The following is a 23,750-nucleotide window of genomic DNA, read 5'->3' on the forward strand; positions in this document are numbered from 1 at the left end:
GATGGATCGTCGTAGTTGGTGCCAGACCCTGGGCTGGTTGCTCGCCTGCTGGAGTATGTTGGCGGTGGCGGTGGAACCGGAGCGCCGCAATCCCGGTGAATGGTTGCGAATGTTGGGGGAGGCGATGCAGCACCTGGATTATCGGGCGACGGTGGTGTATACGCGTGATAATCGAATCCAGACGCTGCGCCTGACCCATCGCATCGAAGACGGCGTCATCCACGAGCATCTCCAAACGCTCAACGATCCGTTGCGCGAAGTAATTCGGGAAGCAGGCAAGGTTACCTGTTATTTTCCCGAGCGGCGGACAATCGTAGTGGAGTCCCGGAATTTGCCACCTTCACTGTTCGGTGAGTGGTCCGACCAGCGCGAGCAACAGACCGAATATTATCGCCTGGAACTGGGTCGACAAGGCCACGAGGCCGGTCGCGCCGCCCAGGAGATCGTCATCGAGCCCGCCGATTCCTATCGCTATGGCCGCCGTATCTGGGTGGACCGGGATAGCAAGCTGCCTCTCAAGCTCGAGTTGTTGAATCGGAATGGAGCGGTGCTGGAAGCGATTGTCGTGACCGAATTGGGCGTGGGCGGCGTCGAGGAAGAAACCACTTCGGGCGTAGTGCCCGAGGGCGCTACCGAGCATTGGAAGGTGCTGACCCGCAAGGAGGAACCGGCCGAGCGCCGTTGGCAGTTGGCCCAGTTGCCGCCGGGGTTTCAGACGGTTAGGCATAGCCGTCGCGTGGACCCGATCGACGCCAAACCGATCGACCACATTTTGATCACTGATGGCTTGGGATCGGTTTCCGTTTACATCAAGCAACAGGATGCCGACGATGAGGAGTTCGATCCGGGGAAGCTTCGGTTGGGGGCGGTCAACGTCTACAATAAGCGGATCGACGGTTACCTGGTGACGGTATTGGGGGATGTCCCCCCCGAAACCGTCCGCCTGATCGGCGACGGCGTCCAGGCGGACGAGACCGATCCGGTGGATATTTTTGATTCTCCCTAGGCGCTGTTTTTCTCGAGGTCGGTCCGAATGAGGGCGGGAACTCGGGGGGATGGTTGTCTCTGTTTTGTGGTTGCCACATCTGGTACGGTTTGAGAGAGTGTGGGGCCGTTCATACCGGCTCGCCGACTCCGGATGATTGAATGCCTGAAGGTTCCCGACCCTGCAACCGGTTTTTTCTGGGGAAATTTTTATATACGTAGTGGATGGAATTCGATGAAAATTATTCGAAGATTACGGCTATGCGACCTGATGACGGGGTTGCTATGGAGTTTGTGGTTCCTGAGCGGAGACGTTGTGGCCGCGCGTTTGCCGGATTTCACCGAATTGGTGCAAAACACCAGCGCGGCGGTGGTCAATATCAGCACCACTAAAAAAATCGAGCCGCAAGAAATGCCGCAACTCCCGGAAGGAATGGATATTCCGGAAGGTTCCCCCCTGGAGGAATTATTCAAACACTTTTTCGGCCAGCGGGGACTGCCCCAGGAAACCCGCTCCTTGGGTTCCGGTTTTATCGTTTCCGGAGACGGCTACATTGTCACCAACCATCATGTGGTGCAAAATGCCGATGAGATCATCGTGCGTTTGCAGGATCGGCGCGAATTGACCGCCAAGCTGATCGGGTCCGACAAGCGCAGCGATTTGGCGCTGTTGAAAGTGGAAGCAAAAGATTTGCCGGTCGTCCGGACCGGTTCGTCGAAGGTGCTCGAGGTGGGTGAATGGGTGGTTGCCATCGGTTCGCCCTTCGGTTTCGATCATTCCGTCACCGCCGGCATCGTGAGCGCCAAGGGAAGGAGTCTGCCCGGGGATAATTACGTTCCCTTCATCCAGACGGATGTGGCCATCAATCCCGGCAATTCGGGGGGGCCCTTGTTCAATATGGAAGGAGAAGTGGTGGGAGTCAATTCCCAGATCTACAGCCGTACCGGCGGCTTTATGGGATTATCGTTCGCCATTCCCATCGACGTGGCCCTCGAAGTGGTCGAACAACTCAAGGCCCAGGGCAAGGTGATCCGCGGTTGGTTGGGTGTCCAGATTCAGGACGTGACCCGCGAACTGGCCGAGTCCTTCGGTATGAAGCGCCCCCACGGCGCATTGATCGCCCAAGTGTTGGCAGGCAGTCCGGCGGCCAATGCCGGCTTGCAGGTGGGAGACGTCATCGTCGAGTACGACGGTCATCCGATCAAAACCTCTTCCATGCTTCCTCCCTTGGTGGGGGTGACTGCGGTGGGAGAGACGGTGCCGGTGAAGGTCCTGCGAGAGGGCAGCCTGCGTACCTTGCGGGTGAAAATTGGCCAGCTTTCGGAGGATGAAGCCGCTGCGGCTCCGCCGGCGGATCAATTGGAGCCCGATACGGTTAAGGTGGAATCCTTGGGGCTCGTCGTTGCCGATCCGTCGGAAGAAGAACGCCAGCGCAGCGGTGACAAAGGCGTGGTCGTGCGTCGAGTATTGCCGGGACCGGCTCGCCAGGCGGGCATTCGCGCGGGGGATCTGTTATTGCGAGTAGGGAAGACCCCGACCCCCGACGTGGAGACTCTCCTGCGCCAGCTCAAGCGCCTGCCCGGCGACAAACCGGTGGCGGTCTTGGTGAAACGGGGCGACGGTTCGTTGTTTTTGGCTATCAAACCTGAAGAAACTCAGTGAGTTAAGGGAATAAATCGAGCGTGACCGAATTAACCCATATTCGTAATTTTTCCATCATCGCCCATATCGATCACGGCAAATCGACCCTCGCCGATCGGTTTATCCAGCTCTGCGGGGGGTTGACCGAAAGAGAGATGAGCCAACAGGTGCTCGATTCGATGGATGTCGAGCGGGAACGGGGCATCACCGTCAAGGCCCAAAGCGTCACCTTGAGCTATACAGCCGAGAACGGGGAAACCTATCAGTTGAATTTCATCGATACGCCGGGGCACGTGGATTTCTCCTACGAAGTTTCCCGCTCCCTGGCGGCCTGCGAAGGGGCTTTGTTGGTCGTGGACGCCGCCCAGGGGGTGGAGGCACAGACCGTGGCCAATTGCTATACCGCCATCGACCAGGGGCTCGAGGTGTTGCCGGTCCTCAATAAGGTGGATTTGCCGTCGGCCGAGCCGGCCAAGGTCAAGCACGAGATCGAGGAAATCATCGGGATTCCGGCCGACGAGGCCCTGGAAATCAGCGCCAAGACCGGCCTCGGCGTCCGGGAAGTGCTGGAGCAGCTCGTGGCCAAGATTCCCCCCCCGGCGGGTGATGTGGACGCCCCATTGCAAGCCTTGATCATCGATTCCTGGTTTGACAATTACCTGGGTGTGGTTTCCCTGGTTCGAGTGGTGAACGGGGCGTTGTTCCAACGGCAGCGCATCACGGTGATGTCCACCGGCAAAAGTTATCAAGTGGATCAACTCGGTATGTTCACTCCCAAGCGCCAGTCTCGGGATTCCCTGCATGCAGGGGAGGTCGGATTCGTGGTGTCCGGGATCAAGGATATTTTCGGGGCCCCGGTGGGCGACACGATCACCGCCACCGACAACTTGTGCAGCGCGCCTCTGCCGGGATTTCAGGAAATGCGGCCCCGGGTATTCGCCGGCCTCTATCCGGTCAGCTCTGAGGATTACGACAATCTGCGCGAGGCCCTCCACAAGCTGCGTTTGAACGACGCCGCCTTGCAATTCGAACCGGAAACCTCGCAGGCTTTGGGCTTCGGATTCCGGTGCGGATTCCTGGGTATGCTGCATATGGAAATCGTCCAGGAGCGGCTCGAGCGGGAGTACGACCTGGATCTGATCACCACCGCGCCGACGGTCGTCTACGAAGTGTTGACCACCCAAGGAGAGACCCTTGCGGTGGATAATCCGGCCGATCTGCCGCCGGTCAATCAGATCGAAGAAATACGCGAACCCATCATCGAGGCCAATATTCTGGTGCCGCAGGCGTATTTGGGTGGGGTGATCGGATTATGCATCGAAAAGCGCGGCGCGCAAAAAAACCTGCAATATCTGGGCAATCAGATTTCGTTGACCTTCGAATTGCCTTTGAGCGAAGTCGTTTTGGATTTTTTCGATCGGCTTAAGTCGGTCAGTCGCGGGTTTGCTTCGTTCGATTACGACTTCAAGTGTTTTCAAGCCTCTCCGATGGTCAAATTGGACATTTTGATCAACGGTGAACGGGTGGATGCCTTGTCGTTGATCGTGCACAAGGACATGGCGCAAAGCCGCGGCCGCGAGTTGGTGGAAAGAATGAAAACCTTGATTCCCCGACAAATGTTCGAGGTGGCGATCCAAGCGGCAATCGGCTCCAAGATTATCGCCCGTTCCACGGTCAAGGCATTGCGCAAGAATGTGACCGCCAAATGCTACGGAGGGGATATTACCCGCAAGAAAAAACTGCTGGAAAAGCAAAAAGCGGGCAAAAAGCGCATGAAACAAGTGGGTAAAATAGATATTCCCCAGGAAGCTTTTCTGGCCGTCCTGAAGGCCGGTCAAGAATCCGAGTAAATAAGGATAAAAATCATGGATTTCGACTTCGAGTTCTTTCTTTTAGCGGGTACCTTGATTTCCGGGATGATTTGGGGGGGGTGGCTATGGTGGTTCCGCAAAAGCGGCGAGGCCAAGGAACCTTTGCTGGTGGAGTACGCCCATTCCTTTTTTCCCATCCTCTTAATCGTGCTTGTGCTGCGCTCTTTCGTGGTGGAACCGTTCCGGATTCCCTCGGGATCGATGATGTCGACTCTGTTGGTGGGGGATTTCATCCTGGTCAATAAATTCGTGTACGGGATTCGTCTCCCGGTCATTCATACCAAGGTGATCGAAGTCAGCGAACCCGAGCGGGGGGATATCGTGGTGTTTCGTTATCCCAACAACCCCTCCGTGGATTACATCAAACGCGTGATCGGCCTGCCGGGCGATCATATCGCCTACTATAATAAAAAACTGTACGTCAACGGCGAACCGGTGCCCTTGAAGCCCCTCGGAACTTACGTGGGGGTGGGGCAGAATCAACGCTATAACGGTGCCATGATGTACGAAGAAAAGCTGGGGAAAGCGCAGCATCAAATGTTAGTCATGCCGGGCCAGTCTTCGGTGGAGGGGGAGTACGTCGTGCCTCAGGGGCATTATTTCGTCATGGGCGATAACCGCGACAACAGTAATGACAGTCGCTACTGGGGACCTGTCCCGGAAAAAAACCTGGTGGGCGAGGCGTTCTTCATCTGGATGCACTGGGAACCCAGTAACCCCGGCGTCATATTCGACCGCATCGGGACGGTTTTGCAGTGAGGACATTATGAACCACAATCCATCGCGTCAATCTGGCATGACCTTGATCGGTATGCTCCTGCTCTTGGGGCTGATCGGTTTTTTTGCTCTTCTGACATTGAAGATCCTGCCTATTTACTTGGAGCACTTCAAGGTTGCCAGTTCCTTGGAGTCACTTAAGGCTACCCCCGATCTGGCGAAAAAATCCCGCCGGGAAATCCGGAGTCTTTTGGTTCGGCGTCTGGATATCAACATGGTGGAAAATGTCGGTCAGGAGAATATCCACATTTCCAAAGGGGAAGGGGTCAGTAAGGTGGAAATCGATTATGCGGTGGAAAAGCCGATATTGGGGAATTTAAGCGTGATCGTCTATTTTAATGATGTGGTCGAGGCGGGAGGGTGACCGGCGATCTACAGTCCTTATGCAAAAAACTCGATCTTGATTTTCAGAATTTCCAGCTGCTCCAGGAAGCGCTTACCCATCGCAGTGCGGGGGCGCGCAATAATGAACGGCTGGAGTTCCTGGGGGACGCCGTTCTGGGTTTTATTATCGCTCACGAGCTGTTTCATCGCTTTCCCCATGTCCAGGAAGGGGAATTGAGCCGGATGCGGGCAACCCTGGTCAATCAGACCTCCTTGGCTGCCTTGGCTCGGCAATTGGAACTGGGAAACCATCTCATCCTCGGTCCCGGGGAATTGAAAAGCGGCGGTTTTCGGCGCGATTCCATTTTATCGGACGCTTTGGAAGCCGTGATGGGGGCTTTGTTGGAGGATCAAGGAATCGATACTTGCCGGCAATGGGTTTTGAAATTGTTCGAATCCAAGTTGGAAGCATTAAGTGCCGGCCGATGTCGCAAGGACCCCAAAACCCGCCTCCAGGAATTTTTGCAGTCGCGGGGGCTTTCGCTTCCCCGTTATGAGCAAATCTCCCAGCGGGGCGCCCCCCACGACCAAATTTTCGAGGTGGCCTGTCATGTCACCCTGTTGCCCGAGCCTGGTTATGGCAAGGACTCTTCCCGCAAACGCGCCGAACAGCGGGCCGCTGCGGCGGTGTTGGAAAATTTATCCGAACAGTTCGGGAAGGCTTTGTAATCGATGAATACCGGCTATGTCGCTTTGATCGGTCGCCCCAATGTGGGCAAATCCACCTTGCTCAATCGCTTGCTGGGGCAAAAACTCAGCATCGTTTCGCGCAAACCCCAAACGACTCGGCATCGAATCTTGGGGATTAAAACCACCACCGAAGCCCAAATCCTGTATGTGGATACGCCCGGTATCCACCGGGCCGGTCCCCGGGCCTTGAACCGCTATCTGAACAAGGCCGCCGGGACGGCTTTGGTAGGCGTGGACGTGGTGGTATGGTTGATCGACGGCAAGGGGTTTCGCGGAGACGATCGCTTGGTATTCGAAAGACTGCGGGAAGTCAAAGTGCCGGTGATCCTGGCGGTCAACAAGGTGGACTTGGTCAAGGACAAGGAAAGCTTGTTGCCTTTGATCGCCGAAGCCGATCAGCGCTATTCCTTTGCCGAGATCATCCCCATTTCGGCTTTGGAGGACGTCAATCTGGATCGTTTGGAGCGCGCCATCGTCGCTCGTCTCCCCGAAGGCCCGCCGATCTATTCCGAAGATCAATTGAGCGACAAACCGCAACGCTTTTTCACCGCCGAGATCATTCGGGAAAAGCTGCTGTCCTACCTGGGCGATGAGGTGCCTCACCAACTGACCGTGGAAATCGAGCTGTTCCAGGAAGAGGGAAAACTGGTTCGGATTCACGCGATTGTTTGGGTGGAGCGCGAAGGTCAAAAGCGGATCATCATCGGAAAGAAGGGCGATTTGCTGAAAAAAGTGGGCCGGAAAGCGCGTTTGGAATTGGAGAATTTCCTTCAAGCCAAGGTCTATCTCAACCTTTGGGTCAAGGTCAAAACGGGCTGGTCGGACGACGAGCGCGCCTTGCGGCGGATGGGGTATGCCGATTAGGTAGACGGTCCCATGGGAACGACACAAGGTTCCGGAGGAGACTGGCGCGAGGGCTTCATCCTGCACCGCCGCCCCTGGCGGGAAACCAGCCTTTGGTTGGAGGTCTTCACGCCCGATCTCGGCAAGGTTGCCTTGCTGGCCAAGGGCGGACGACGAAGCAAGCGGGGGGGCAATGGATTGCTGCAGCCTTTTCAACCCTTGCTGATGCGTTGGCGGGAAAAAAGCGATCTGGGTAACTTGATCGCCGCCGAAGCGCTCGATCACCGCCTTCATTTGGCGGGTCCCGCCTTGTATTGCGGATTTTACCTGAACGAATTGCTGTCTCGCTTGCTCGAGCGCCACGATCCCCACCCCGGTTTGTACAGGGAATATTGCCAGTCTCTTTCCGCCCTTTCCCGGGGGGAAGAACTCGAGAATTGTCTGCGCTGTTTCGAAGTACGACTGTTCGCTGAAATCGGCTACGGTCTGATTCTCGATCATGAGGTAGAATATGGAACCGCAGTCGTTCCAACGGCTTGCTACCGTTACCACCCGGAGCGCGGTCCGATTCGCGATGACAGGGGTTGGTTGCACGGACAGACACTGTTGGCGCTCTCTCAAGGGCGCCTGGAAACGCCGGTGGCGCAGCGGGAGGCCAAACGCTTGCTGCGGGGATTGATCGATCATCGTCTCGAAGGGCGGGCGCTGAAAAGCCGCGCCCTGTTTCGTAAACGGATGGGGAAACATGAGCCATAGACCGATTTTGTTAGGGGTCAACATCGACCATATCGCCACCCTCCGGCAAGCTCGGGGAACACCGTTTCCCGAACCCGTCCAGGCTGCTCTCTTGGCTGAGCAAGCCGGTGCGGACGGAATTACCGCGCATCTGCGCGAAGATCGCCGCCATATCCAGGATCGGGACATCCGTTTGCTGCGGGAATTGATCCACACGCGTCTCAATATGGAAATGGCGATCACCGAGGAAATGATTTCTCTCGCCTGTGCTATTCTCCCGAATGCGTGTTGTCTGGTACCGGAGAAACGCGCCGAGCTGACCACCGAGGGCGGTCTGGATGTGGCCGGACAGCTGGATCGCGTGCGCGATGCATGCGAGAGATTGGGGGAAGCCGGCATCGAGGTCTCCTTATTCATCGATCCGGACGCCACCCAGATTGAAGCGGCTCAGCAGGCGGGTGCGCCGACGATCGAGTTGCACACCGGCCGTTATGCCGATGCGCGTGGAAGCGAGCAAATGCGGGAGCTCGATCAACTGCAGGCGGCGGCCGAACGGGGAAGCCGCCTGGGACTGAAGGTCAATGCCGGTCATGGCCTCCACTACCACAATGTGGCGCCTATCGCCCGAATTCCCGAGCTTACGGAGCTCAACATCGGTCATGCCATCGTCGCTCGCGCGGTGTTCACGGGTTGGGAGGAGGCGGTCCGGGAAATGAAACGACTGATGCGGGATGGCCGGGTGAGTATTTGACCGCCGCCGACGGATTTGTCATATTGATCTGTCCCTTGGGGGTTACAGCGTAAATTCGAGGGGGCGCTGTATGGAGCGAAACAAAATGACTCGAAGCACATCGGAACAAAAAACGATTCCTCAAACGGAGGCTGCCGCACAGCCGGACGCGTTATTTCTTGCCCGCCTGGCGGTGGAGGAGCAGCGCCGTTTCACCCGGCGTTTAGTGGCCGGATTGACCGCCTTTCTTTTATTGTGGTTGGCGGGGCTATTGTATTTCAAGCAACCGTCTTTGACCCGTTGGTGGGAAGCGCGGACAGCCTCGCCAGCCGAGACTTCGCCTGAAGCACCCGTCGCCGCCGGCAATCCTCAGGTGGACCGGCTCAACCGGGAATTGACCCGTTTGCAGCAACAGTTGGGCGAGGCCGTCACCCAGACTCTACGCATGAAGTTGGAATCCCTGGAGGATCGCATCCGCTTGGGGCGTGCCGGCCTTCAGGATTTGGAGTTGATCGAATCCATTAAAAAAGACATTCGCTTGCTGGCGCGTGATCTCGACGAGCCGGCTTCGGCGGCTTTCAACCAAAGTTCGACGATGGCGGTTCCGGGCGCGGCTCAGGCGGAAACGGCGGATCTTCTGAAACGGTTCGGCCGGCTGGAAACTTTGTTCTACTTTACCTTGGGATCATTTGCCTTGGTGACGATCGCTGCCGGGGGATACTGGTTTCGCTACGGCATCCGGTTGAAACGCTTGGATGCCGATTTATCCCAACTACGCGGCCAGCTTCAACACCCGCGTCATTCGGCCTGATCGGCGCATTCGATTCGATTCCGCCCCCCTTCCTTGGCACGATAGAGGGCTTGGTCGGCCCGTTCGATGAAGCAGGAAGCGGTTTCATCGGGTCGATAGCGCGCAACCCCCGCCGAGAAGGTAGGTAAATAAATCGAAGTCGCCCCTAGGGAGATGGCGTGGTCGGCCGAACGCTGATAGATTTTTCCCAGGGCTTTGACCGCGCCGTCCATATCGGTGTTGGGTAAGAGGACGATAAATTCTTCGCCGCCAAAGCGGGCGACATGATCGTGGCGTCGAAAGACCGACAAGGCGTGTTGCGCATATGCCTTTAGAACTTCGTCGCCTACCTGATGGCCGTACCGATCGTTGATTTGCTTGAAGTGATCGAGGTCGATGATCGCCAAGGTCAAGGGCTCTGGGTGGCGCTGGACGCGCACGACTTCCTCCTCCATCCGCCGCAAAAACGCGCGTCGATTGGGAAGGCCGGTCAACTCGTCGGTCAAACTGAGGGCGCGGGCCTGCTGAAGTTCTTCCTGGAGACGCTTGTTTCTGGCTTGGGTGCCGGCCAGTTGCTGCTGGATCTGCTCCAGGTGGAGGGCCAATTGATGCTGTCCATGCAACAGATGCTGGGCTTGATCCTTCAGATCCTGCTGGACGGCGTCCAATTGAACGCCCTGGCCGAGATGTTCGATAATCTGGAGAATTTTCTCCACCGCCTGCGAAAAATGATCGTTGTTTTTTTGGATGGATTGGATCTTATCGGTCACCTCGCTCTGCCCGGCAGGAGCGGGATGGGGGCGGGATGTCGCGTAAGTCCCGGTGGGCGGATCCCCGATAATTTGATCGGATGGCGGCGCGAGGGTGGGCAGCGGGCCGAGCGCGCGCAATTCATCCAAGCCGCGGTGTAAGGTTTCCAAATCCCTCAGGGAAGGGGAATAGGTCAGTAGTTTGTCCAAAAAAGCCAAGCGCTTCTGTACCGGCTCGTGCTGCAGCGCGGGAAGCAGGGACAATTGCTGCAGCAGGGTCCGAATGATATTGAGATAGTGGCGTTGATAGGACTGCTGCAGCTCGTCCAGTGTGCTTAGGCTGATTTGCAAATGCTCGATGAACAGGTGCTCCACGTCGTAATCGTCGAGTACCTCCAATTTCTGAAGCAGCTTTTTGATATCGCATGACAGGGTGTTCATGAAATGGTTTCGAGCAGCCTGGATTGATATTCTTCAACGCTATAGATTCTATCTTATTCTGGGTCGCTGGGAACTGAAAGGAATGCAATGATGCTATCCGTGGCGCCGATGTTGGATTGGACCGACCGGCATTTCCGATTTTTTTTGCGTCTGATCAGTCGCCGGATCTTGTTGTATTCGGAAATGATAGTCGCTGGTGCGGTGTTATATGGCGATCGAGATCGCATTTTGGGTTTCGACGTTCGGGAAAAGCCATTGATTCTGCAGTTGGGGGGGAGCGACCCGGCGCAGTTGGGACGATGTGCGGAGATCGCCGAGGCATACGGTTACGATGGGGTCAATCTTAATGTGGGTTGTCCCAGCGATCGGGTGCGGGCCGGCCGTTTCGGCGCCTGCTTGATGAAATCTCCGCAATTGGTCGCCGAATGCGTCGCCGCCATGCGGGCCTATACTTCCTTGCCGGTGAGCGTCAAGTGCCGCATCGGAGTCGATGATTTGGATACCTACGAATACCTCAGCGGTTTCGTGGCTACTGTGGCGGAAGCCGGTTGTCGCACCTTTATCGTCCATGCACGCAAAGCCTGGCTGAAGGGGCTTTCTCCCAAGGAGAATCGAACCGTTCCACCGCTGCGATATGCGGATGTTTATCGCCTTAAACGAGATTTTCCTGATTTGACCATCGTTCTCAACGGCGGCATTGCCGACCTGGATCAGGCGCGGCGTCAGATCGAGCAGGTGGATGGGGCGATGCTGGGGCGCGCGGTATACCATAATCCCTATCTATTGGCGCAAGCCGACGCGAGGTTTTACGGAGACGATCATCCCGTCCCCGATCGCGAACAGGTATTGAGCGCTTTTTTGCCTTATGCGGCCGCACAGCTGGATCAAGGCATCCGTTTGCATACCCTGACCCGTCATTTGCAGGGCCTCTATCACGGCCAGCCCGGGGCGCGTAACTGGCGGCGCCATCTAAGCGGTGCGTGTCGACCAGGTGCCGGTCTCGAGGTATTGGAGGCATGGCTGGAGAAAAGGCGGTCGGCGGCGTGATGAGCTACCGAGCGAGGCGAGAGATCCGGCAAACCGCGCATTTTTGCGTTCCCCCGAGTCTGGTAATATTAGAAAAGGTGGAAACGGTTACTGACGGGGATTCGGGCGAGATGTGCCCGGGTCGTGTGGACCGAAAAATCGAGAGGAGAACGTGGAATGACGAAAGCGACTGTGTCAGTCACTGGAATGAAGTGCGATGCGTGTGAAAATCTAATCCACGACGCGCTCATGGAGCGAGAGGGCGTGGTCGAGGTTAAGGCGGATCATCAAGCCAAGTCCGTCGCAATCGATTACGACGAAAATAAGGCCGATCTGGATGCTCTCAAGCAGACCATCGTGAGCCAAGGATTCAAGGTGGTCGGTTTCGGCGAAGAAAGCCTGTTCGACAAGATCAAAGCCTATTTGGACAATCTGTTCAAATTCTTCAAAAGTTAGTGCCCGGCACTGACGATTCAGCTCCCGTGGGCCGCCGGATGCGACAATATGCCGCATCCGGCGGTTTGCTGCCGGCTAATATAATTAGAATTTCAGGTTGCAGGGAGTATCTAGGCGCAGAATGCGTCTAATAATAATTCTTTGGAAGAATCTAGTTTTTCATGCTTATGCGTCATGTGACATTCCGGGCCGAGGGAATGCATTGCACCAGTTGCGAGAAAGTCATCGAACTGGCCCTGAGCAAGCTTCCCGGCGTCGCGAAGGTCCGCTCCAATTTCGCTTCCCAGGTCGTTCGCGTGGCTTTCGATCCCGGTCGGATTTCCCTGGCGGAAATTCTCGATGTGGTGGAACGCAAGGGATACCGCGGTGTCCTGATCGACCGTTCCGCCCGGCGCAAGGATTTGTTTAACCGGGCCCTGGGCGTCATCTTGGGAGTTGCCGGGATCCTGCTGATCCTCTACGGCGGTTCCCGTTTCGTCGACCATTTTCAACTGCCCGATCTGAATGTCCAGCTGGGGTACTGGGCGGTTCTGGTGGTGGGGTTGCTCACCGGCTTTCATTGCGTGGGGATGTGCGGCGGATTCGTATTGAGTTATACCGCCAAGGGTGCCCAGGAAGGCCAAAAAACCTATTGGCTTCATACCCAATATGCGGTGGGCAAGCTGCTGTCGTATACGGTATTGGGCGCCGGTTTCGGGATGCTGGGGGCACTCATCAGCTTTACCCCCACGCTGCGCGGCATCGCCGCGATTCTCGCCGGGGCGTTTTTGATTTTGTACGGTTTCAATATGCTGCATGTGTTTTCGGCGGTTCGCGTCGGATTTACCATGCCGCGTTTTCTGTCGCGTTTTGTGCGCAAGGAAACTCACCGCACCACCCAACCGTTCGTCATCGGCCTGCTGAACGGCTTGATGATCGCCTGCGGCCCCTTGCAGGCGATGTACGTTATGGCGGCGGGCACCGGCAGCGCCCTGGAGGGAGCCAAGCTACTGTTTATATTCGGCTTGGGCACCTTGCCCTTGATGTTCGGCTTCGGCTTTCTGGCGAGCATCATTTCCCATCGGATGACCCATAAAATCCTCAATGCTTCCGGAATCCTGGTAATCAGCCTGGGGTTGATCATGCTCAACCGGGGGTTGGCGATGACCGGTTCCGGTTACGATTTCCATACGTTGCTGCAACGAAGCAAGGATTCCGCTCCGCAGCTCTTCGATTCCGTTTCCCGAGAGGGCAAGCCGGATAAGGATGTTTCCGAGCAGGTGATCCACATGCAGGCCTTGGCCCGGGGCTACGAGCCCAATCGCTTTGTCCTTCGGCGCGGCGTGCCGGTGAAATGGGTGATCGAAGGCAAGGAATTGACCGGTTGCAACCGGGTGATCCTGGTTCCCAAGCTGAATCTGGAAATTGAACTCAAGCCGGGGACCCAGACAGTCGAATTCACTCCCCGGGAGATCGGACGGATATCCTGGAGTTGCTGGATGGGGATGCTGCACGGCGAGTTTCAAGTATTCGATGGCGCGGAATCGACCGCTGAATCTCAAACCCGTCCCTGGATACGGCGCGGCCGGGTGCGCAGTTCGGCGGCATCCTTGCAGCGTTGCGAACAGTGTCTGCAGGAAGAATAGGCAGTGATCGGAAGTGAGTTCAGCCAAGCTCGCAGCGCCCTTTCCCGGAAGCCGGACGGGGAGAGGGTGGAATCAATTATTCTGGTTTGGAGTTTGATTTGCTCCGGGGTTTGCGTGAGAATTGAGCAATTACAATCAACGGTTTGATGAAGAGGATACCGATATGGCGGTAGCAGTGGAAAGAGAACAACCGGCGCAGGAAGAAGGTGAGCGCAATATTCGTTTGTCCATCCTGGGCATGCGCTGCGCGGGTTGCGTCAAGACGGTGGAAAACGCGCTCAAAGGCGTGACCGGCGTCAAAGCGGTCAATGTCAACTTCGCCGATCATTCGGCCGTGGTCGAAGGCGAGGTGGACACCGATCTATTGCGATCGGCGCTCCAGGAGGTAGGCTACGACGCGGCGGTGATGGAAAGCTTCGAGGATTTGGAAGCCCAGGAGCAAATGGAGGAAAATCGTTACCGTTCCCTGCTGCGTAAATCCGCGGTGGCGGCGGCCTGGGGGGTTCCCTTGATGGCTGGCGAATGGTTCGATTTATGGCCGCTGATCGGTACCGCCGAAGGGAGCACCTTCTGGTCGGTGGTGTCGCTGGTGACCTTCGGAGTCATGTATTATGCCGGCGGCCATTTCTTCAGCGGAGCGATCAAATCCTTGCGTGGCGGATCGGCCAACATGGACACTCTGATCGCCCTGGGTACCGGCGCGGCCTGGTTGTATTCCACCATCGTGATTGACTTCGCCGAGGTATTGCCGGCCGAAGCCCATCCCTATTTCGAGGCGGCGATCATCATCATCGCCTTCGTCACCTTGGGCGGCGCGTTGGAGACCCGGGCCCGAGGTAAAGCCTCTGCGGCGATTCGCAAGTTGATCGGACTGCAACCGAAAACCGCGCGGGTGGTCCGAAACGGGAAAGAGATGGACATTCCTATTCAGGAGGTGGGGGTCGAGGAGACCATCCGGGTGCGGCCGGGAGAGAAGATTCCGGTGGACGGGGTGATGATCGACGGTCACTCCAGCGTGGACGAATCCATGCTCACTGGCGAATCGATTCCGGTGGAGAAAAGCGTCGACGACGAAGTAATCGGCGGAACGGTCAATCTCCGCGGCAGCTTCCTGATGAAGGCGACCCGAATCGGCACCGACACCGTGTTGTCCCACATCATTGAATCGGTGCGGCGGGCCCAGGGGAGTAAGCCCGAGATCGGCCGTATGGTGGACCAGATCGCCTCGGTGTTCGTGCCGGTGGTGGTGGGAATCGCCGCGTTTACCTTCCTGAGCTGGTGGACTTTCGGTCCCGATCCGGCCCTTGGCTATGCGTTCGTCACCGCGATGACGGTGTTGGTGATCGCCTGTCCTTGCGCCTTGGGGCTGGCCACGCCTATTTCCATCATGGTCGCGGTGGGTCGGGCCGCCCAGATGGGTATTTTGATCCGCAACGGCGACGCACTTCAGACCGCTGGGCGTTTGACCACGGTGGTACTAGACAAAACCGGTACCGTGACCGAAGGCAAACCCCGGGTCACCGCCATCGAAGCGATGCCCGGCTGGACCGAGGATCTGGTCCTGCAATTGGCGGCCAGCATCGAGGCCGGCTCCGAACACCCCCTTGCCGGCGCGATCGTGGGAGAGTCCGAAAATCGCGAGTTTTCCTTGCGTTCGGTGACCGGATTCGAAGCGGTCACCGGAAAAGGGGTGCGCGCCAAGCTGGACGGCCAGAAGCTGCTCTTCGGCAATCCGGCCTTGATGGAAGCGGAAGGTGTCGACGCCGACGAGGTCGCTTCGCGGCTCGACCATTATTCCGAGCAGGGCCAGACCCCTATGATCCTGGCGGTAGACAAGAAAGTGGCCGGGATCATTGCGGTGGCCGATACCATCAAATCCGATTCCAAGGAATCCATTCGCCAGCTCAAGGAGTTGGGCATCAAGGTCTGGATGGTCACCGGCGACAACGAAAAAACCGCCCGTGCCATCGCCCGGGAAGCGGGCGTCGATGAGGTTCAGGCGCAAGTGCTGCCCGAAGACAAGGCCGAGGTCGTGCGCGAGCTGCAGTCGCGCGGAGAATCGGTGGGAATGGTCGGCGACGGCATCAACGACGCGCCCGCGTTGGCTCAAGCGAATGTGGGCTTTGCCATCGGCACCGGAACCGACATCGCTATCGAAAGCGGGGATGTGGTCATCATGCAGGGCTCGTTGCTGAAATTGCCGGCGGCCATCAAGCTGTCCCAGGGGACGGTCCGCAATATCAAGCAAAACCTATTGGGGGCTTTCATTTATAACGTCTCCGCCATTCCGGTGGCGGCAGGGCTGCTCTATCCCATCTTCGGCTTGCTGCTCAATCCCATGATCGCCGGGGCGGCCATGGCCATGTCGTCGGTCACGGTGGTGACCAACGCCAATCGCTTACGCTATATCCGATTGTAAGGATGAAAAAAGCCTCCTTCTCAGGGTTTGAGAGGGAGGCTTTTTAGTTTTTAGTTGGAATGGGATGATGTCATTCTAGGAACACGGTTCGGTTGGAACCATTTATTCCAAAAGTTTGGACCTTGCCTTTAAGATATCGGCCTCTTCCGGCTTCGGATAATCGGAACCGATGCTGATAATGAAGCTGGCGGCGTCCTCGATATCCATCTCCGATTTAACCACCTTCGATTCGGAAACCACGACGGTGAAACCGGAAGTGGGATTGGGCGAAGTCGGAACGAACAGGACGTACATACTACCCACTTTATTGGTCACGTAGGCGGGCACCCAAACATCTTCCTTCGGATATTCCACGTACACCACCTCTCTTTTCCTCACTTCGCTATCGACGGTGAATAGGGTGATCATTTTTTTGGTGACGCGGTAGATGGTATTGAGAAAGGGGATTTTTTCGATGACGGTATCGAAAGCAGAGATAATGATGGAACGCCGGTATTTGGCCAACGAATAGCCGATGTAAGTGAGCAGCGCGATGCTCAAGACCAATAGGGTCGTAGTGAAGGAATAACTGGCGGAATAACCGTACAGACTGACGATAATGTCCGTCAGGAGCTCCTTGGTGAACAGGACGATTTGAACGGTCAACAGCAGGGGGATAACCGCCAGCACCCCGAGCATGAAGTATTTGAAGCCTTGTTTGACGATCCTGAGCATAAAAAGATTCTCTTTGTCGGTTGATCCAAGTGGGTGATATTGTAAAAAAACCGGACTCAGGCGGGAAGTTCGATTTCCGGCGGTGGCGCAAAAAAGAAAACGCTTCGTCGGTGGACGAAGTTCAGGCGTGCGCTATTGACGCATGAACTAGCTGACGGGCATCCGTGCCCCGGGAGCCGGCTGTTTTCTTGCCGGAAGTTAGTCTTCGGTCGGAGGCCAGTTGATTTCAGGGCTGGCCTGATCCCGTTTTTGCAACTGGTATTCTTGAAAGGTGATCCGCCCGAATAGACGGGCCAGATTGGCTATGAGTTTGTCCTTGTTGTCCTCTTCCAAACTGCCGTAGTCGCCGTCTTCCACCGAGAGGATTTGAATGAGCGTTTGGCGACCGTCAGCCAAGGCGACCCGGGTAAATACCGGTTGGTCTTTGGCCGGGTGGGGTGCCTGAAAAATGGTGCGGGTGGCCTCCCGGAGTTCGGGAACGGGGGTGTCGCGAACCAGATCGGCCGTTTGAATTTCTGACTGAGTTTGCTCCGCGAGCGTTTCCAGTTGAATGCCCTGATTCAATTTGGAAAGCCATTTTTTGGCTTGATTTTCCACTTCTTGTCGCGCTTTTTGTTGGCGGAGTCGGGCGACGATTCGATCGCGGACCGCGTCGAAGGCGCGTTTTTGCGCGGGTGTATGTTCGTGCAGGCGCAAGACCGCCACTTCCCCCTCGTCCAGCTCGAGGGGTTCGCTGTTGTTACCGGCCAGCACCTCGTCGCTGAAGGCGGCGGTACGGATTTTGGGGTTGGCCGCAATGCCTTCCCCTCGGCTTCGCGTAAAGCGGTCGGTGGTTTGAATTTCCAGCTCCAAGGCCTCCGCGGCGGGGTCCAGGCTTCCGGGGTTTTCATAGGCAAGCCGGGCCAGTCGTTCTCTCAGTTCATAAAAGCGGCTTTCTGCTTGTTGGCGCTGAAATTCTTGCCGAATTTGTTCTTTCACCGTTTCAAAAGACTTGGGCTTGCCGGCTTTAATCTCGGTGACTTGGATGAGGTGGTAACCGAACGGCGTTTCCACCGGTTCGGAAATTTCCCCTTCCGATAAGGAAAATGCCGCTTCTTCGAAATTCCCCTCCAGCTCCCCGGGTTTGACGAAGCCCAGGTCGCCGCCTTTCGTTTTGGAACCGGGATCTTCGGAAAATTCCTCGGCCAGTGCCGCGAAATCCTCGCCTTGGTTCAGGCGCTGCTTGATTTCACGCGCTTGGGTCAACGCCTTTTGCTTGTCATCGGAAGAAGCCGTCGGCGGAACTGAGATAAGAATGTGTCGGATGCGGCGCTGTTCCGCCGGGGTCAATGCCGTGCGTTGCTCTTCATAGTAACGGCGCAGGTCTTCTCCTTCGGGTTCTATGTTCCGTCCGATGGCGTCGATGGATAAGGTGAGGTAATCGACCGAGGCCTGCTCGGGCGTTTGGAATCGATCTTGGTGTTGCTCGTAATAGGCTTTGGCTTCCGCATCATCCACCGTCATCTTTTCTTCGGGTAAGGGAAGAATCGCGTAGGCGATCTTACGGCGCTGGTTCTGGAGCCGGTAGAATCTTTGCGCTTCTTTCTCGATGGCGAAACTGGAAGCCTCCACGCTTTGTTCAATCTGTTGCAGGAGCAGGGAACGGCGCACTTGAGCGATGAATTGTTCCGAGCTCAATCCTTGGCTTGCCAATAGACGTTGATATTTTTCCTCATCGAAGCGCCCTTCCGTCTGAAAGAAAGGGAGACTTCGGACAAATTCAGCCGTTTGTCCATCGCTGGCCGCCAAGTCCTTGTCACGTGCCTCCTGAAAGAGTACTTCGTTATCGATCAGCTGATTCAGGGCATGCCGTTTCAGTTCCTGCTCACTGTATGGACTTTGCCCCAGAAGGTGAGCGAATTGTTGCTCGTAAAGCCGAATTAAATCGCGTTCGAAAAATTCCCGCTTGCCGACCACGGCGATGGGCTTTTCCTTGCCGGTGTCGAAATAGTTCCCGATCCCCCAGAGAGCGAAGGGCACGGTGATGATAATCAGAATGATCCAGGCAAAGATTCCTTGGGCACGATCTCGGATCGTTTGCAACATAGTGAAGTTCCCGAAAGACTACGAGCATAAAAAACCCCGCCAAGGCGGGGTTTCGGAATAATGGCGGAGTGGACGGGACTCGAACCCGCGACCCCCGGCGTGACAGGCCGGTATTCTAACCAACTGAACTACCACTCCTAATTGCTGGTGGGTGCTGCAGGGATTGAACCTGCGACCCTCGCCTTGTAAGGGCGATGCTCTCCCAGCTGAGCTAAGCACCCCCTCTCGAACTGAAGAGGTTATTGTACTGCATCTTTTAATGTTTTGCCAGCCTTAAATGCAGGAATTTTTGCCGCTTTAATCGTCATCGGTTCACCCGTACGAGGATTGCGACCTTGGCGTTCTTGCCGTTCCTTGACTGCAAAGGTGCCAAAACCGATCAAAGTGACCGCATTCCCCCCTTTCAACGTTTCCTCGACCGTATCGAGAAAGGCATCCAGCGCCCGCGCAGCATCGGCTTTAGTCAGGTCGGCCTTGTCGGCGATGGCATCGATTAATTCGGATTTATTCATGGATTCCCCCTTGAGTGTGTGGTTTTGGGCAAAAAGATTGTAAATCGTCCAATTTGGACACGCCGCCGATGCGTCGTGCAAATTTGACGGCTGTTATAACAGTCCCCTGAAAGACCTGTCAAGCTGCCAAGCCGCATGGAGCCTTACTTTTCGGGGACTGTGAGATTTCTTTCTCAGTGCGCGGTGACCGCTTTTCTTCCCCTGGCCGATTTTGCTCGAGGGGTGGTTACCTCCAACTGGGCGTCCAAGGGTTGGGGAGGGCGCTCCAGCGCGCGCTCCACCACCTCGTCGATCCAGCGAACCGCGAGGATCTCCAGGTTTTGCTTGATATTGGTCGGAATTTCCATCAGATCTTTCTCGTTTTCCTGGGGAATGATGACCGTGCGGATGCCTCCCCGGTGCGCGGCCAGAAGTTTTTCCTTGAGCCCTCCGATGGGAAGGACTTCGCCGCGAAGGGTGATTTCGCCCGTCATGGCCACGTCGCAGCGGACCGGAATTTCGGTCAAGGCCGAGATGAGGGCGATGCACATGCCGATGCCCGCGCTGGGGCCGTCTTTCGGGGTGGCACCTTCCGGCACGTGAATGTGCATGTCCTTGTTGTGGTAAAAGTCCGGATCGATGCCCAACACCTCGGATCGGCTGCGCACGACGGTCAGGGCTGCCTGGATGGATTCCTGCATCACTTCCCCCAGCTTGCCGGTGTAGACTTGCTTGCCCTTGCCGGGAACCGCCACCGATTCGATCGTCAACAGCTCGCCTCCCACTTCGGTCCACGCAAGCCCCGTTACTTGTCCAATTTGATTGGCCTCTTCGGCGCGGCCGTAGCGGAAGTGCGGGACCCCCAAATATTTCGCCAGATTCCGCGCACTGATCCGGACGGATCGGGAAGCCGCCTTGCTTTGCAGATGTTTGACCACCTTGCGGCAGATGCTGGCGATTTCCCGCTCCAGGTTGCGAACACCCGCTTCGCGGGTATAGCGTCGGATGATATCCCGAATCGCCCCGTCGCTTAAATGAATCTCGTTTTCTTTCAAGCCGTTGAACTTAACTTGCTTGGGAATCAGGTAGCGTTTGGCGATATTGACCTTTTCCTCTTCCGTGTATCCCGGCAGGCGGATTACCTCCATCCGGTCGAGCAGGGCCGGGGGAATGTTTAAAGTATTGGCGGTGGCGATGAACATGGTGTCCGAAAGATCGAAATCCACTTCCAAATAATGGTCGTTGAACGCCTTGTTCTGCTCCGGATCGAGTACCTCCAGCAGGGCCGAAGCCGGATCTCCGCGAAAATCCATCGCCATTTTATCGATCTCGTCCAACATGAAGACCGGATTGCGGGATTTGGCCTTGGCCAGATTCTGAACCACCTTGCCCGGCATCGATCCGATATAGGTACGCCGGTGTCCGCGGATTTCCGCTTCGTCGCGCACCCCGCCCAAGGCCATCCGCAAGTATTTGCGGTTGGTTGCCTTGGCGATGGATTGCCCCAATGAGGTTTTGCCCACTCCCGGCGGCCCGACCAGGCATAAAATGGGGCCTTGCATTTTTTTGACCCGCTGCTGCACGGCCAGATATTCGAGGATTCTTTCCTTGACCCGTTCCAGGCCGTAGTGATCGGTATCCAGAATCTCCTGGGCCTTTTTTAAATCGTTGCTGACTTTGGTCTGCTTTTTCCAGGGCACGCTGACCATCCAGTCGATATAGTTGCGCACCACCGTGGCCTCGGCGGACATGGGCGACATCATTTTCAGCTTGTTCAGTTCGCCCTCCACCTTTTCCCGGGTTCCCTTGGACATCCCGGCCTTGGCGATCTTCCGGGTCAGTTCCTCGATTTCGTTGGGCGCATCGTCCAATTCACCCAGTTCCTTCTGGATCGCCTTCATTTGCTCGTTGAGGTAGTACTCGCGCTGGTTCTTTTCCATCTGCTGTTTGACCCGGCCGCGGATGCGCTTCTCCAGTTCGAGAATGTCAACCTCGCCTTCCATCAGCAGGATCAACTTTTCCAACCGCGTGGCCACATCGCTCATTTCCAGAACGGTTTGTTTTTCGTCCAGCTTGAGGGTCATGTGAGCGGCGATGGTATCCGCCAGGCGGCCCGGCTCGTCGATGCCGTTCAAGGAGTTGAGTACCTCCGGCGGAATGCGTTTGTTCAGCTTGACGTAGTGATCGAAGGTATTCACTGCCGTGCGCATCAGAACGTCCAATTCTTGGTCGCTGCAGTGACATTGATCGGGCAGAGAAACGGGATCGGCAACCAGCGTGCCTTCGATTTCGGCAAAACCTTCCACCTGGCCGCGTTGGTTGCCTTCCACCAACACCTTGACGGTGCCGTCGGGCAGCTTGAGAAGTTGAAGAATGGTGGCGAGCGTGCCTACCCGGTAAATGTCATCGAAGCCGGGATCGTCTTGTTCGGCATCCTTCTGGGCGACCAGGAATATCTGCTTGTTGTCGCGCATGGCGGCATCCAGGGCCTCGATGGATTTTTTTCGTCCCACGAATAAGGGAATGACCATGTGGGGGTAGACCACTACGTCACGTAAGGGAAGGACGGGTACGAATTTTTCTGAGGTCATAGGTCAAATCCTGATGATTGAAAATGGATAGGATTTCGAAACTGAGGCTATTGTTAAATATGGGGGGTAAGTTCTGGAAATACAAGTTTTTGAGGACCGGAACGATAAAATGGTTCCTCGATTCGACGGTTCCGGCTCAAAAGGGCTTGTCAAAAGCAGATAAAATTGTATAATAATAAATTCTTCAGGCGCGTAGCTCAGTGGGAGAGCGCTGCCTTCACACGGCAGAGGTCGGCAGTTCAATCCTGCCCGCGCCTACCATCTTCATATCCCAAGCGGACGCCTCAATCCTTATCCGAAGAGATCGCCGTTCGCCGATGGCGAGTTTCCCGTCTTTTGTCGCGGGTTCCTATCTGCTGTGATTTTCAGAGCGGTGACTACAAGGATGCATCAACTTCGTCGACGCATCCTCGATTCGATTTTTTTCCCCATGAAGAATCCCTCGCCCGATGGGCGAGGGGTGTTTGCTTGACGCGAATCCGGTCCTAGGCGGTATAGGAATGGGCGCCGGTCCCTGCCAGCTTGCCGCCGTCGACGATCAGATACTCTTCCCGGATCGGCCGGCCTTCGAACCAGCACTCCAAAATTTCGCGCGTGCCGGCAGCGTAACGGGTTTGCGCTGATAAGGTGGTGCCCGACACATGCGGCGTCATGCCGTGATGGGGCATGGTCCGCCAGGGATGGTCCTTGGGTGCCGGTTGGGGGAACCAGACGTCGCCGGCATAGCCGGCAAGCTGTCCGCTTTCCAAAGCCCGGGCGACGGCATCCCGGTCGCAGATCTTGCCGCGCGCGGTGTTGATGAGATAGGCGCCGCGCTTCATTTTACCCAGGAGGTTGTCGTCGAACAGGTGCTCGGTCTCCGGATGCAAGGGGCAGTTGATCGTGACCACGTCGCAAACGCGAATCATGGATTCCACGTCCGGATGGAAGGTGAGATTCAGTTCCCGCTCCACTGCTTCCGGCAGGCGGTGCTTGTCGGTGTAATGCAATTGAACGTCGAACGGCTGCAACCGGCGCAGGACGGCAAGGCCGATTCGGCCCGCGGCCACCGTTCCCACTTCCATGCCTTCCAGATCGTAGGCCCGGCTGATGCAATCGGCGATGTTCCAGCCTTGTCCGCCGGTAGTGTCCCACAGGTTCTTGTTTACCACCCACTGATAGGAGGGCAGGTAATTGCGTACCAAGCCGAGAATCATCATCACCACGTGTTCGGCCACGCTGATGCTGTTGGAATAGGTGACTTCGGCCACGGTCACGCCGTGCTCGATGGCCGCCTTGAGATCGACGTGGTCCGAACCGATGCCGGCGGTAATCGCCAACTTCAGCTTGGGTGCTTTCGCGATCCTTTCGGCGGTGAGATAGGCAGGCCAAAACGGTTGTGAGATGACAATGTCGGCATCCACGAGTTCCCGCTCGAACGCGCTGTCGGGACCTTCCTTGTCGCTGATGACGACCAGGGTATGACCCAGCCCTTCCAAATATTTCCGCAGTCCCAGTTCACCGGAAACGCTGCCCAGCATTGCGCCGGGTTGGAAGTCCAGTCCCTTGGGCGTTGGCAGGGTCTGTCCATCCGGATAACGGTCCATTTTGGGGAGATCGTCGCGGGGATAGGTTTCGGGATAGCCGGTAACGGGGTCGGGATACAAGACGCAAAGTATTTTCGCCATTTTTCTCACCTCGTTCTGAGTCGATAAGGATTGACAGCCA

General features: G+C 56.5%; 20 protein-coding genes and 3 tRNA genes. 15 read left to right on the forward strand and 8 right to left on the reverse strand.

The window, feature by feature from the left end; translation table 11 throughout:
* Window position 1: 1 nt before the first annotated feature.
* From H035_RS0105435 to H035_RS0105480, 10 genes are all read left to right on the forward strand, one after another.
* Window positions 2–1,006 carry a MucB/RseB C-terminal domain-containing protein gene (locus H035_RS0105435; protein ID WP_040574348.1) on the forward strand — a complete coding sequence of 335 codons (1,005 nt, stop codon included), beginning with the start codon at window positions 2–4 and terminating at the stop codon, window positions 1,004–1,006.
* A gap of 213 nt (window positions 1,007–1,219) precedes the next feature.
* Entirely contained in the window at window positions 1,220–2,647 is a 1,428-nt protein-coding gene (locus H035_RS0105440; protein ID WP_407635329.1) for a DegQ family serine endoprotease, read from the forward strand.
* A 20-nt stretch (window positions 2,648–2,667) separates the two neighbouring features.
* The gene (gene lepA / locus H035_RS0105445; RefSeq protein ID WP_022947988.1) at window positions 2,668–4,476 is read left to right on the forward strand and encodes a translation elongation factor 4; all 1,809 of its coding nucleotides are present in this window, start codon (window positions 2,668–2,670) and stop codon (window positions 4,474–4,476) included.
* A 15-nt stretch (window positions 4,477–4,491) separates the two neighbouring features.
* Window positions 4,492–5,256 (forward strand): signal peptidase I, encoded by a 765-nt coding sequence (gene lepB / locus H035_RS0105450; protein WP_022947989.1) that lies wholly within the window; start codon window positions 4,492–4,494, stop codon window positions 5,254–5,256.
* Window positions 5,257–5,263: 7 nt separating this feature from the next.
* On the forward strand, window positions 5,264–5,638 hold the full coding sequence (locus tag H035_RS0105455; protein ID WP_022947990.1) for a DUF4845 domain-containing protein: 375 nt from the start codon (window positions 5,264–5,266) through the stop codon (window positions 5,636–5,638).
* Entirely contained in the window at window positions 5,635–6,327 is a 693-nt protein-coding gene (gene rnc / locus H035_RS0105460) for a ribonuclease III (protein ID WP_022947991.1), read from the forward strand. Before H035_RS0105455 ends, rnc begins: the two co-directional genes overlap by 4 nt.
* Window positions 6,328–6,330: 3 nt before the next feature.
* The gene (gene era, locus H035_RS0105465) at window positions 6,331–7,212 is read left to right on the forward strand and encodes a GTPase Era (protein WP_022947992.1); all 882 of its coding nucleotides are present in this window, start codon (window positions 6,331–6,333) and stop codon (window positions 7,210–7,212) included.
* A 12-nt stretch (window positions 7,213–7,224) separates the two neighbouring features.
* On the forward strand, window positions 7,225–7,947 hold the full coding sequence (recO, locus tag H035_RS0105470; RefSeq protein WP_022947993.1) for a DNA repair protein RecO: 723 nt from the start codon (window positions 7,225–7,227) through the stop codon (window positions 7,945–7,947).
* On the forward strand, window positions 7,937–8,677 hold the full coding sequence (gene pdxJ, locus H035_RS0105475; protein WP_022947994.1) for a pyridoxine 5'-phosphate synthase: 741 nt from the start codon (window positions 7,937–7,939) through the stop codon (window positions 8,675–8,677). The genes recO and pdxJ overlap by 11 nt, the downstream gene beginning before the upstream one ends.
* Window positions 8,678–8,762: 85 nt before the next feature.
* Window positions 8,763–9,467, forward strand: coding sequence for a hypothetical protein (locus H035_RS0105480; protein ID WP_152485970.1), 705 nt, complete (start codon window positions 8,763–8,765; stop codon window positions 9,465–9,467).
* Here H035_RS0105480 and H035_RS20715 read toward each other — a convergent pair.
* On the reverse strand, window positions 9,455–10,636 hold the full coding sequence (locus H035_RS20715; protein WP_022947996.1) for a GGDEF domain-containing protein: 1,182 nt from the start codon (window positions 10,634–10,636) through the stop codon (window positions 9,455–9,457). The genes H035_RS0105480 and H035_RS20715 overlap by 13 nt on opposite strands.
* Before the next feature lie 87 nt (window positions 10,637–10,723).
* Here H035_RS20715 and dusA point away from each other — a divergent pair, with 87 nt between their 5' ends.
* From dusA to H035_RS0105505, 4 genes are all read left to right on the forward strand, one after another.
* Complete coding sequence (gene dusA, locus H035_RS18340; RefSeq protein WP_084684836.1) at window positions 10,724–11,683, forward strand: tRNA dihydrouridine(20/20a) synthase DusA; 960 nt, start codon at window positions 10,724–10,726, stop codon at window positions 11,681–11,683.
* Window positions 11,684–11,839: 156 nt separating this feature from the next.
* The gene (locus H035_RS20720) at window positions 11,840–12,118 is read left to right on the forward strand and encodes a heavy-metal-associated domain-containing protein (RefSeq protein WP_022947998.1); all 279 of its coding nucleotides are present in this window, start codon (window positions 11,840–11,842) and stop codon (window positions 12,116–12,118) included.
* A gap of 161 nt (window positions 12,119–12,279) precedes the next feature.
* The gene (locus tag H035_RS18350; protein ID WP_022947999.1) at window positions 12,280–13,743 is read left to right on the forward strand and encodes an urease accessory protein UreH domain-containing protein; all 1,464 of its coding nucleotides are present in this window, start codon (window positions 12,280–12,282) and stop codon (window positions 13,741–13,743) included.
* 163 nt (window positions 13,744–13,906) lie between these two features.
* Entirely contained in the window at window positions 13,907–16,162 is a 2,256-nt protein-coding gene (locus tag H035_RS0105505; protein WP_051149820.1) for a heavy metal translocating P-type ATPase, read from the forward strand.
* A 102-nt stretch (window positions 16,163–16,264) separates the two neighbouring features.
* On the opposite strand, the gene H035_RS0105510 is transcribed toward H035_RS0105505, so the two are convergent.
* The 6 genes from H035_RS0105510 to lon all read right to left on the reverse strand — a co-directional run bounded on the left by H035_RS0105510 (window position 16,265) and on the right by lon (window position 22,043).
* Window positions 16,265–16,876 (reverse strand): DUF502 domain-containing protein, encoded by a 612-nt coding sequence (locus H035_RS0105510; RefSeq protein ID WP_022948001.1) that lies wholly within the window; start codon window positions 16,874–16,876, stop codon window positions 16,265–16,267.
* A gap of 198 nt (window positions 16,877–17,074) precedes the next feature.
* Window positions 17,075–18,961, reverse strand: a complete 1,887-nt coding sequence (locus H035_RS18355; protein ID WP_022948002.1) for a SurA N-terminal domain-containing protein — start codon at window positions 18,959–18,961, stop codon at window positions 17,075–17,077.
* Between the two features lie 61 nt (window positions 18,962–19,022).
* A tRNA-Asp gene (locus H035_RS0105520) sits at window positions 19,023–19,099 on the reverse strand.
* A gap of 7 nt (window positions 19,100–19,106) precedes the next feature.
* Window positions 19,107–19,182: transfer RNA gene (locus H035_RS0105525), tRNA-Val, on the reverse strand.
* Between the two features lie 18 nt (window positions 19,183–19,200).
* The gene (locus H035_RS0105530; RefSeq protein WP_022948003.1) at window positions 19,201–19,473 is read right to left on the reverse strand and encodes an HU family DNA-binding protein; all 273 of its coding nucleotides are present in this window, start codon (window positions 19,471–19,473) and stop codon (window positions 19,201–19,203) included.
* 173 nt (window positions 19,474–19,646) lie between these two features.
* The gene (lon, locus tag H035_RS0105535) at window positions 19,647–22,043 is read right to left on the reverse strand and encodes an endopeptidase La (RefSeq protein ID WP_022948004.1); all 2,397 of its coding nucleotides are present in this window, start codon (window positions 22,041–22,043) and stop codon (window positions 19,647–19,649) included.
* A gap of 186 nt (window positions 22,044–22,229) precedes the next feature.
* On the opposite strand from lon, the gene H035_RS0105545 reads away from it, so the two are divergent.
* A tRNA-Val gene (locus tag H035_RS0105545) sits at window positions 22,230–22,304 on the forward strand.
* 224 nt (window positions 22,305–22,528) lie between these two features.
* Here H035_RS0105545 and H035_RS18360 read toward each other — a convergent pair.
* A complete protein-coding gene (locus H035_RS18360; RefSeq protein WP_022948006.1) occupies window positions 22,529–23,710 on the reverse strand; it encodes an NAD-dependent formate dehydrogenase in 1,182 nt (393 codons plus the stop codon).
* Between the last annotated feature and the right edge of the window lie 40 nt (window positions 23,711–23,750).

The organism is Methylohalobius crimeensis 10Ki, from assembly GCF_000421465.1.
Taxonomy (GTDB): domain Bacteria; phylum Pseudomonadota; class Gammaproteobacteria; order Methylococcales; family Methylothermaceae; genus Methylohalobius; species Methylohalobius crimeensis.

Excerpts from the sequence above, each read along its gene's own strand:
- lon (WP_022948004.1), bottom strand. The coding sequence starts at position 22,043 with ATGACCTCAGAAAAATTCGTACCCGTCCTTCCCTTACGTGACGTAGTG.
- dusA (WP_084684836.1), top strand. The coding sequence starts at position 10,724 with ATGATGCTATCCGTGGCGCCGATGTTGGATTGGACCGACCGGCATTTC.
- H035_RS18360 (WP_022948006.1), bottom strand. The coding sequence starts at position 23,710 with ATGGCGAAAATACTTTGCGTCTTGTATCCCGACCCCGTTACCGGCTAT.
- H035_RS0105480 (WP_152485970.1), top strand. The coding sequence starts at position 8,763 with ATGACTCGAAGCACATCGGAACAAAAAACGATTCCTCAAACGGAGGCT.
- H035_RS0105455 (WP_022947990.1), top strand. The coding sequence starts at position 5,264 with ATGAACCACAATCCATCGCGTCAATCTGGCATGACCTTGATCGGTATG.
- H035_RS18350 (WP_022947999.1), top strand. The coding sequence starts at position 12,280 with ATGCTTATGCGTCATGTGACATTCCGGGCCGAGGGAATGCATTGCACC.
- H035_RS20715 (WP_022947996.1), bottom strand. The coding sequence starts at position 10,636 with ATGAACACCCTGTCATGCGATATCAAAAAGCTGCTTCAGAAATTGGAG.
- recO (WP_022947993.1), top strand. The coding sequence starts at position 7,225 with ATGGGAACGACACAAGGTTCCGGAGGAGACTGGCGCGAGGGCTTCATC.
- lepB (WP_022947989.1), top strand. The coding sequence starts at position 4,492 with ATGGATTTCGACTTCGAGTTCTTTCTTTTAGCGGGTACCTTGATTTCC.
- H035_RS18355 (WP_022948002.1), bottom strand. The coding sequence starts at position 18,961 with ATGTTGCAAACGATCCGAGATCGTGCCCAAGGAATCTTTGCCTGGATC.
- pdxJ (WP_022947994.1), top strand. The coding sequence starts at position 7,937 with ATGAGCCATAGACCGATTTTGTTAGGGGTCAACATCGACCATATCGCC.
- H035_RS0105530 (WP_022948003.1), bottom strand. The coding sequence starts at position 19,473 with ATGAATAAATCCGAATTAATCGATGCCATCGCCGACAAGGCCGACCTG.
- H035_RS20720 (WP_022947998.1), top strand. The coding sequence starts at position 11,840 with ATGACGAAAGCGACTGTGTCAGTCACTGGAATGAAGTGCGATGCGTGT.
- H035_RS0105510 (WP_022948001.1), bottom strand. The coding sequence starts at position 16,876 with ATGCTCAGGATCGTCAAACAAGGCTTCAAATACTTCATGCTCGGGGTG.
- H035_RS0105435 (WP_040574348.1), top strand. The coding sequence starts at position 2 with ATGGATCGTCGTAGTTGGTGCCAGACCCTGGGCTGGTTGCTCGCCTGC.
- era (WP_022947992.1), top strand. The coding sequence starts at position 6,331 with ATGAATACCGGCTATGTCGCTTTGATCGGTCGCCCCAATGTGGGCAAA.
- H035_RS0105505 (WP_051149820.1), top strand. The coding sequence starts at position 13,907 with ATGGCGGTAGCAGTGGAAAGAGAACAACCGGCGCAGGAAGAAGGTGAG.
- H035_RS0105440 (WP_407635329.1), top strand. The coding sequence starts at position 1,220 with ATGAAAATTATTCGAAGATTACGGCTATGCGACCTGATGACGGGGTTG.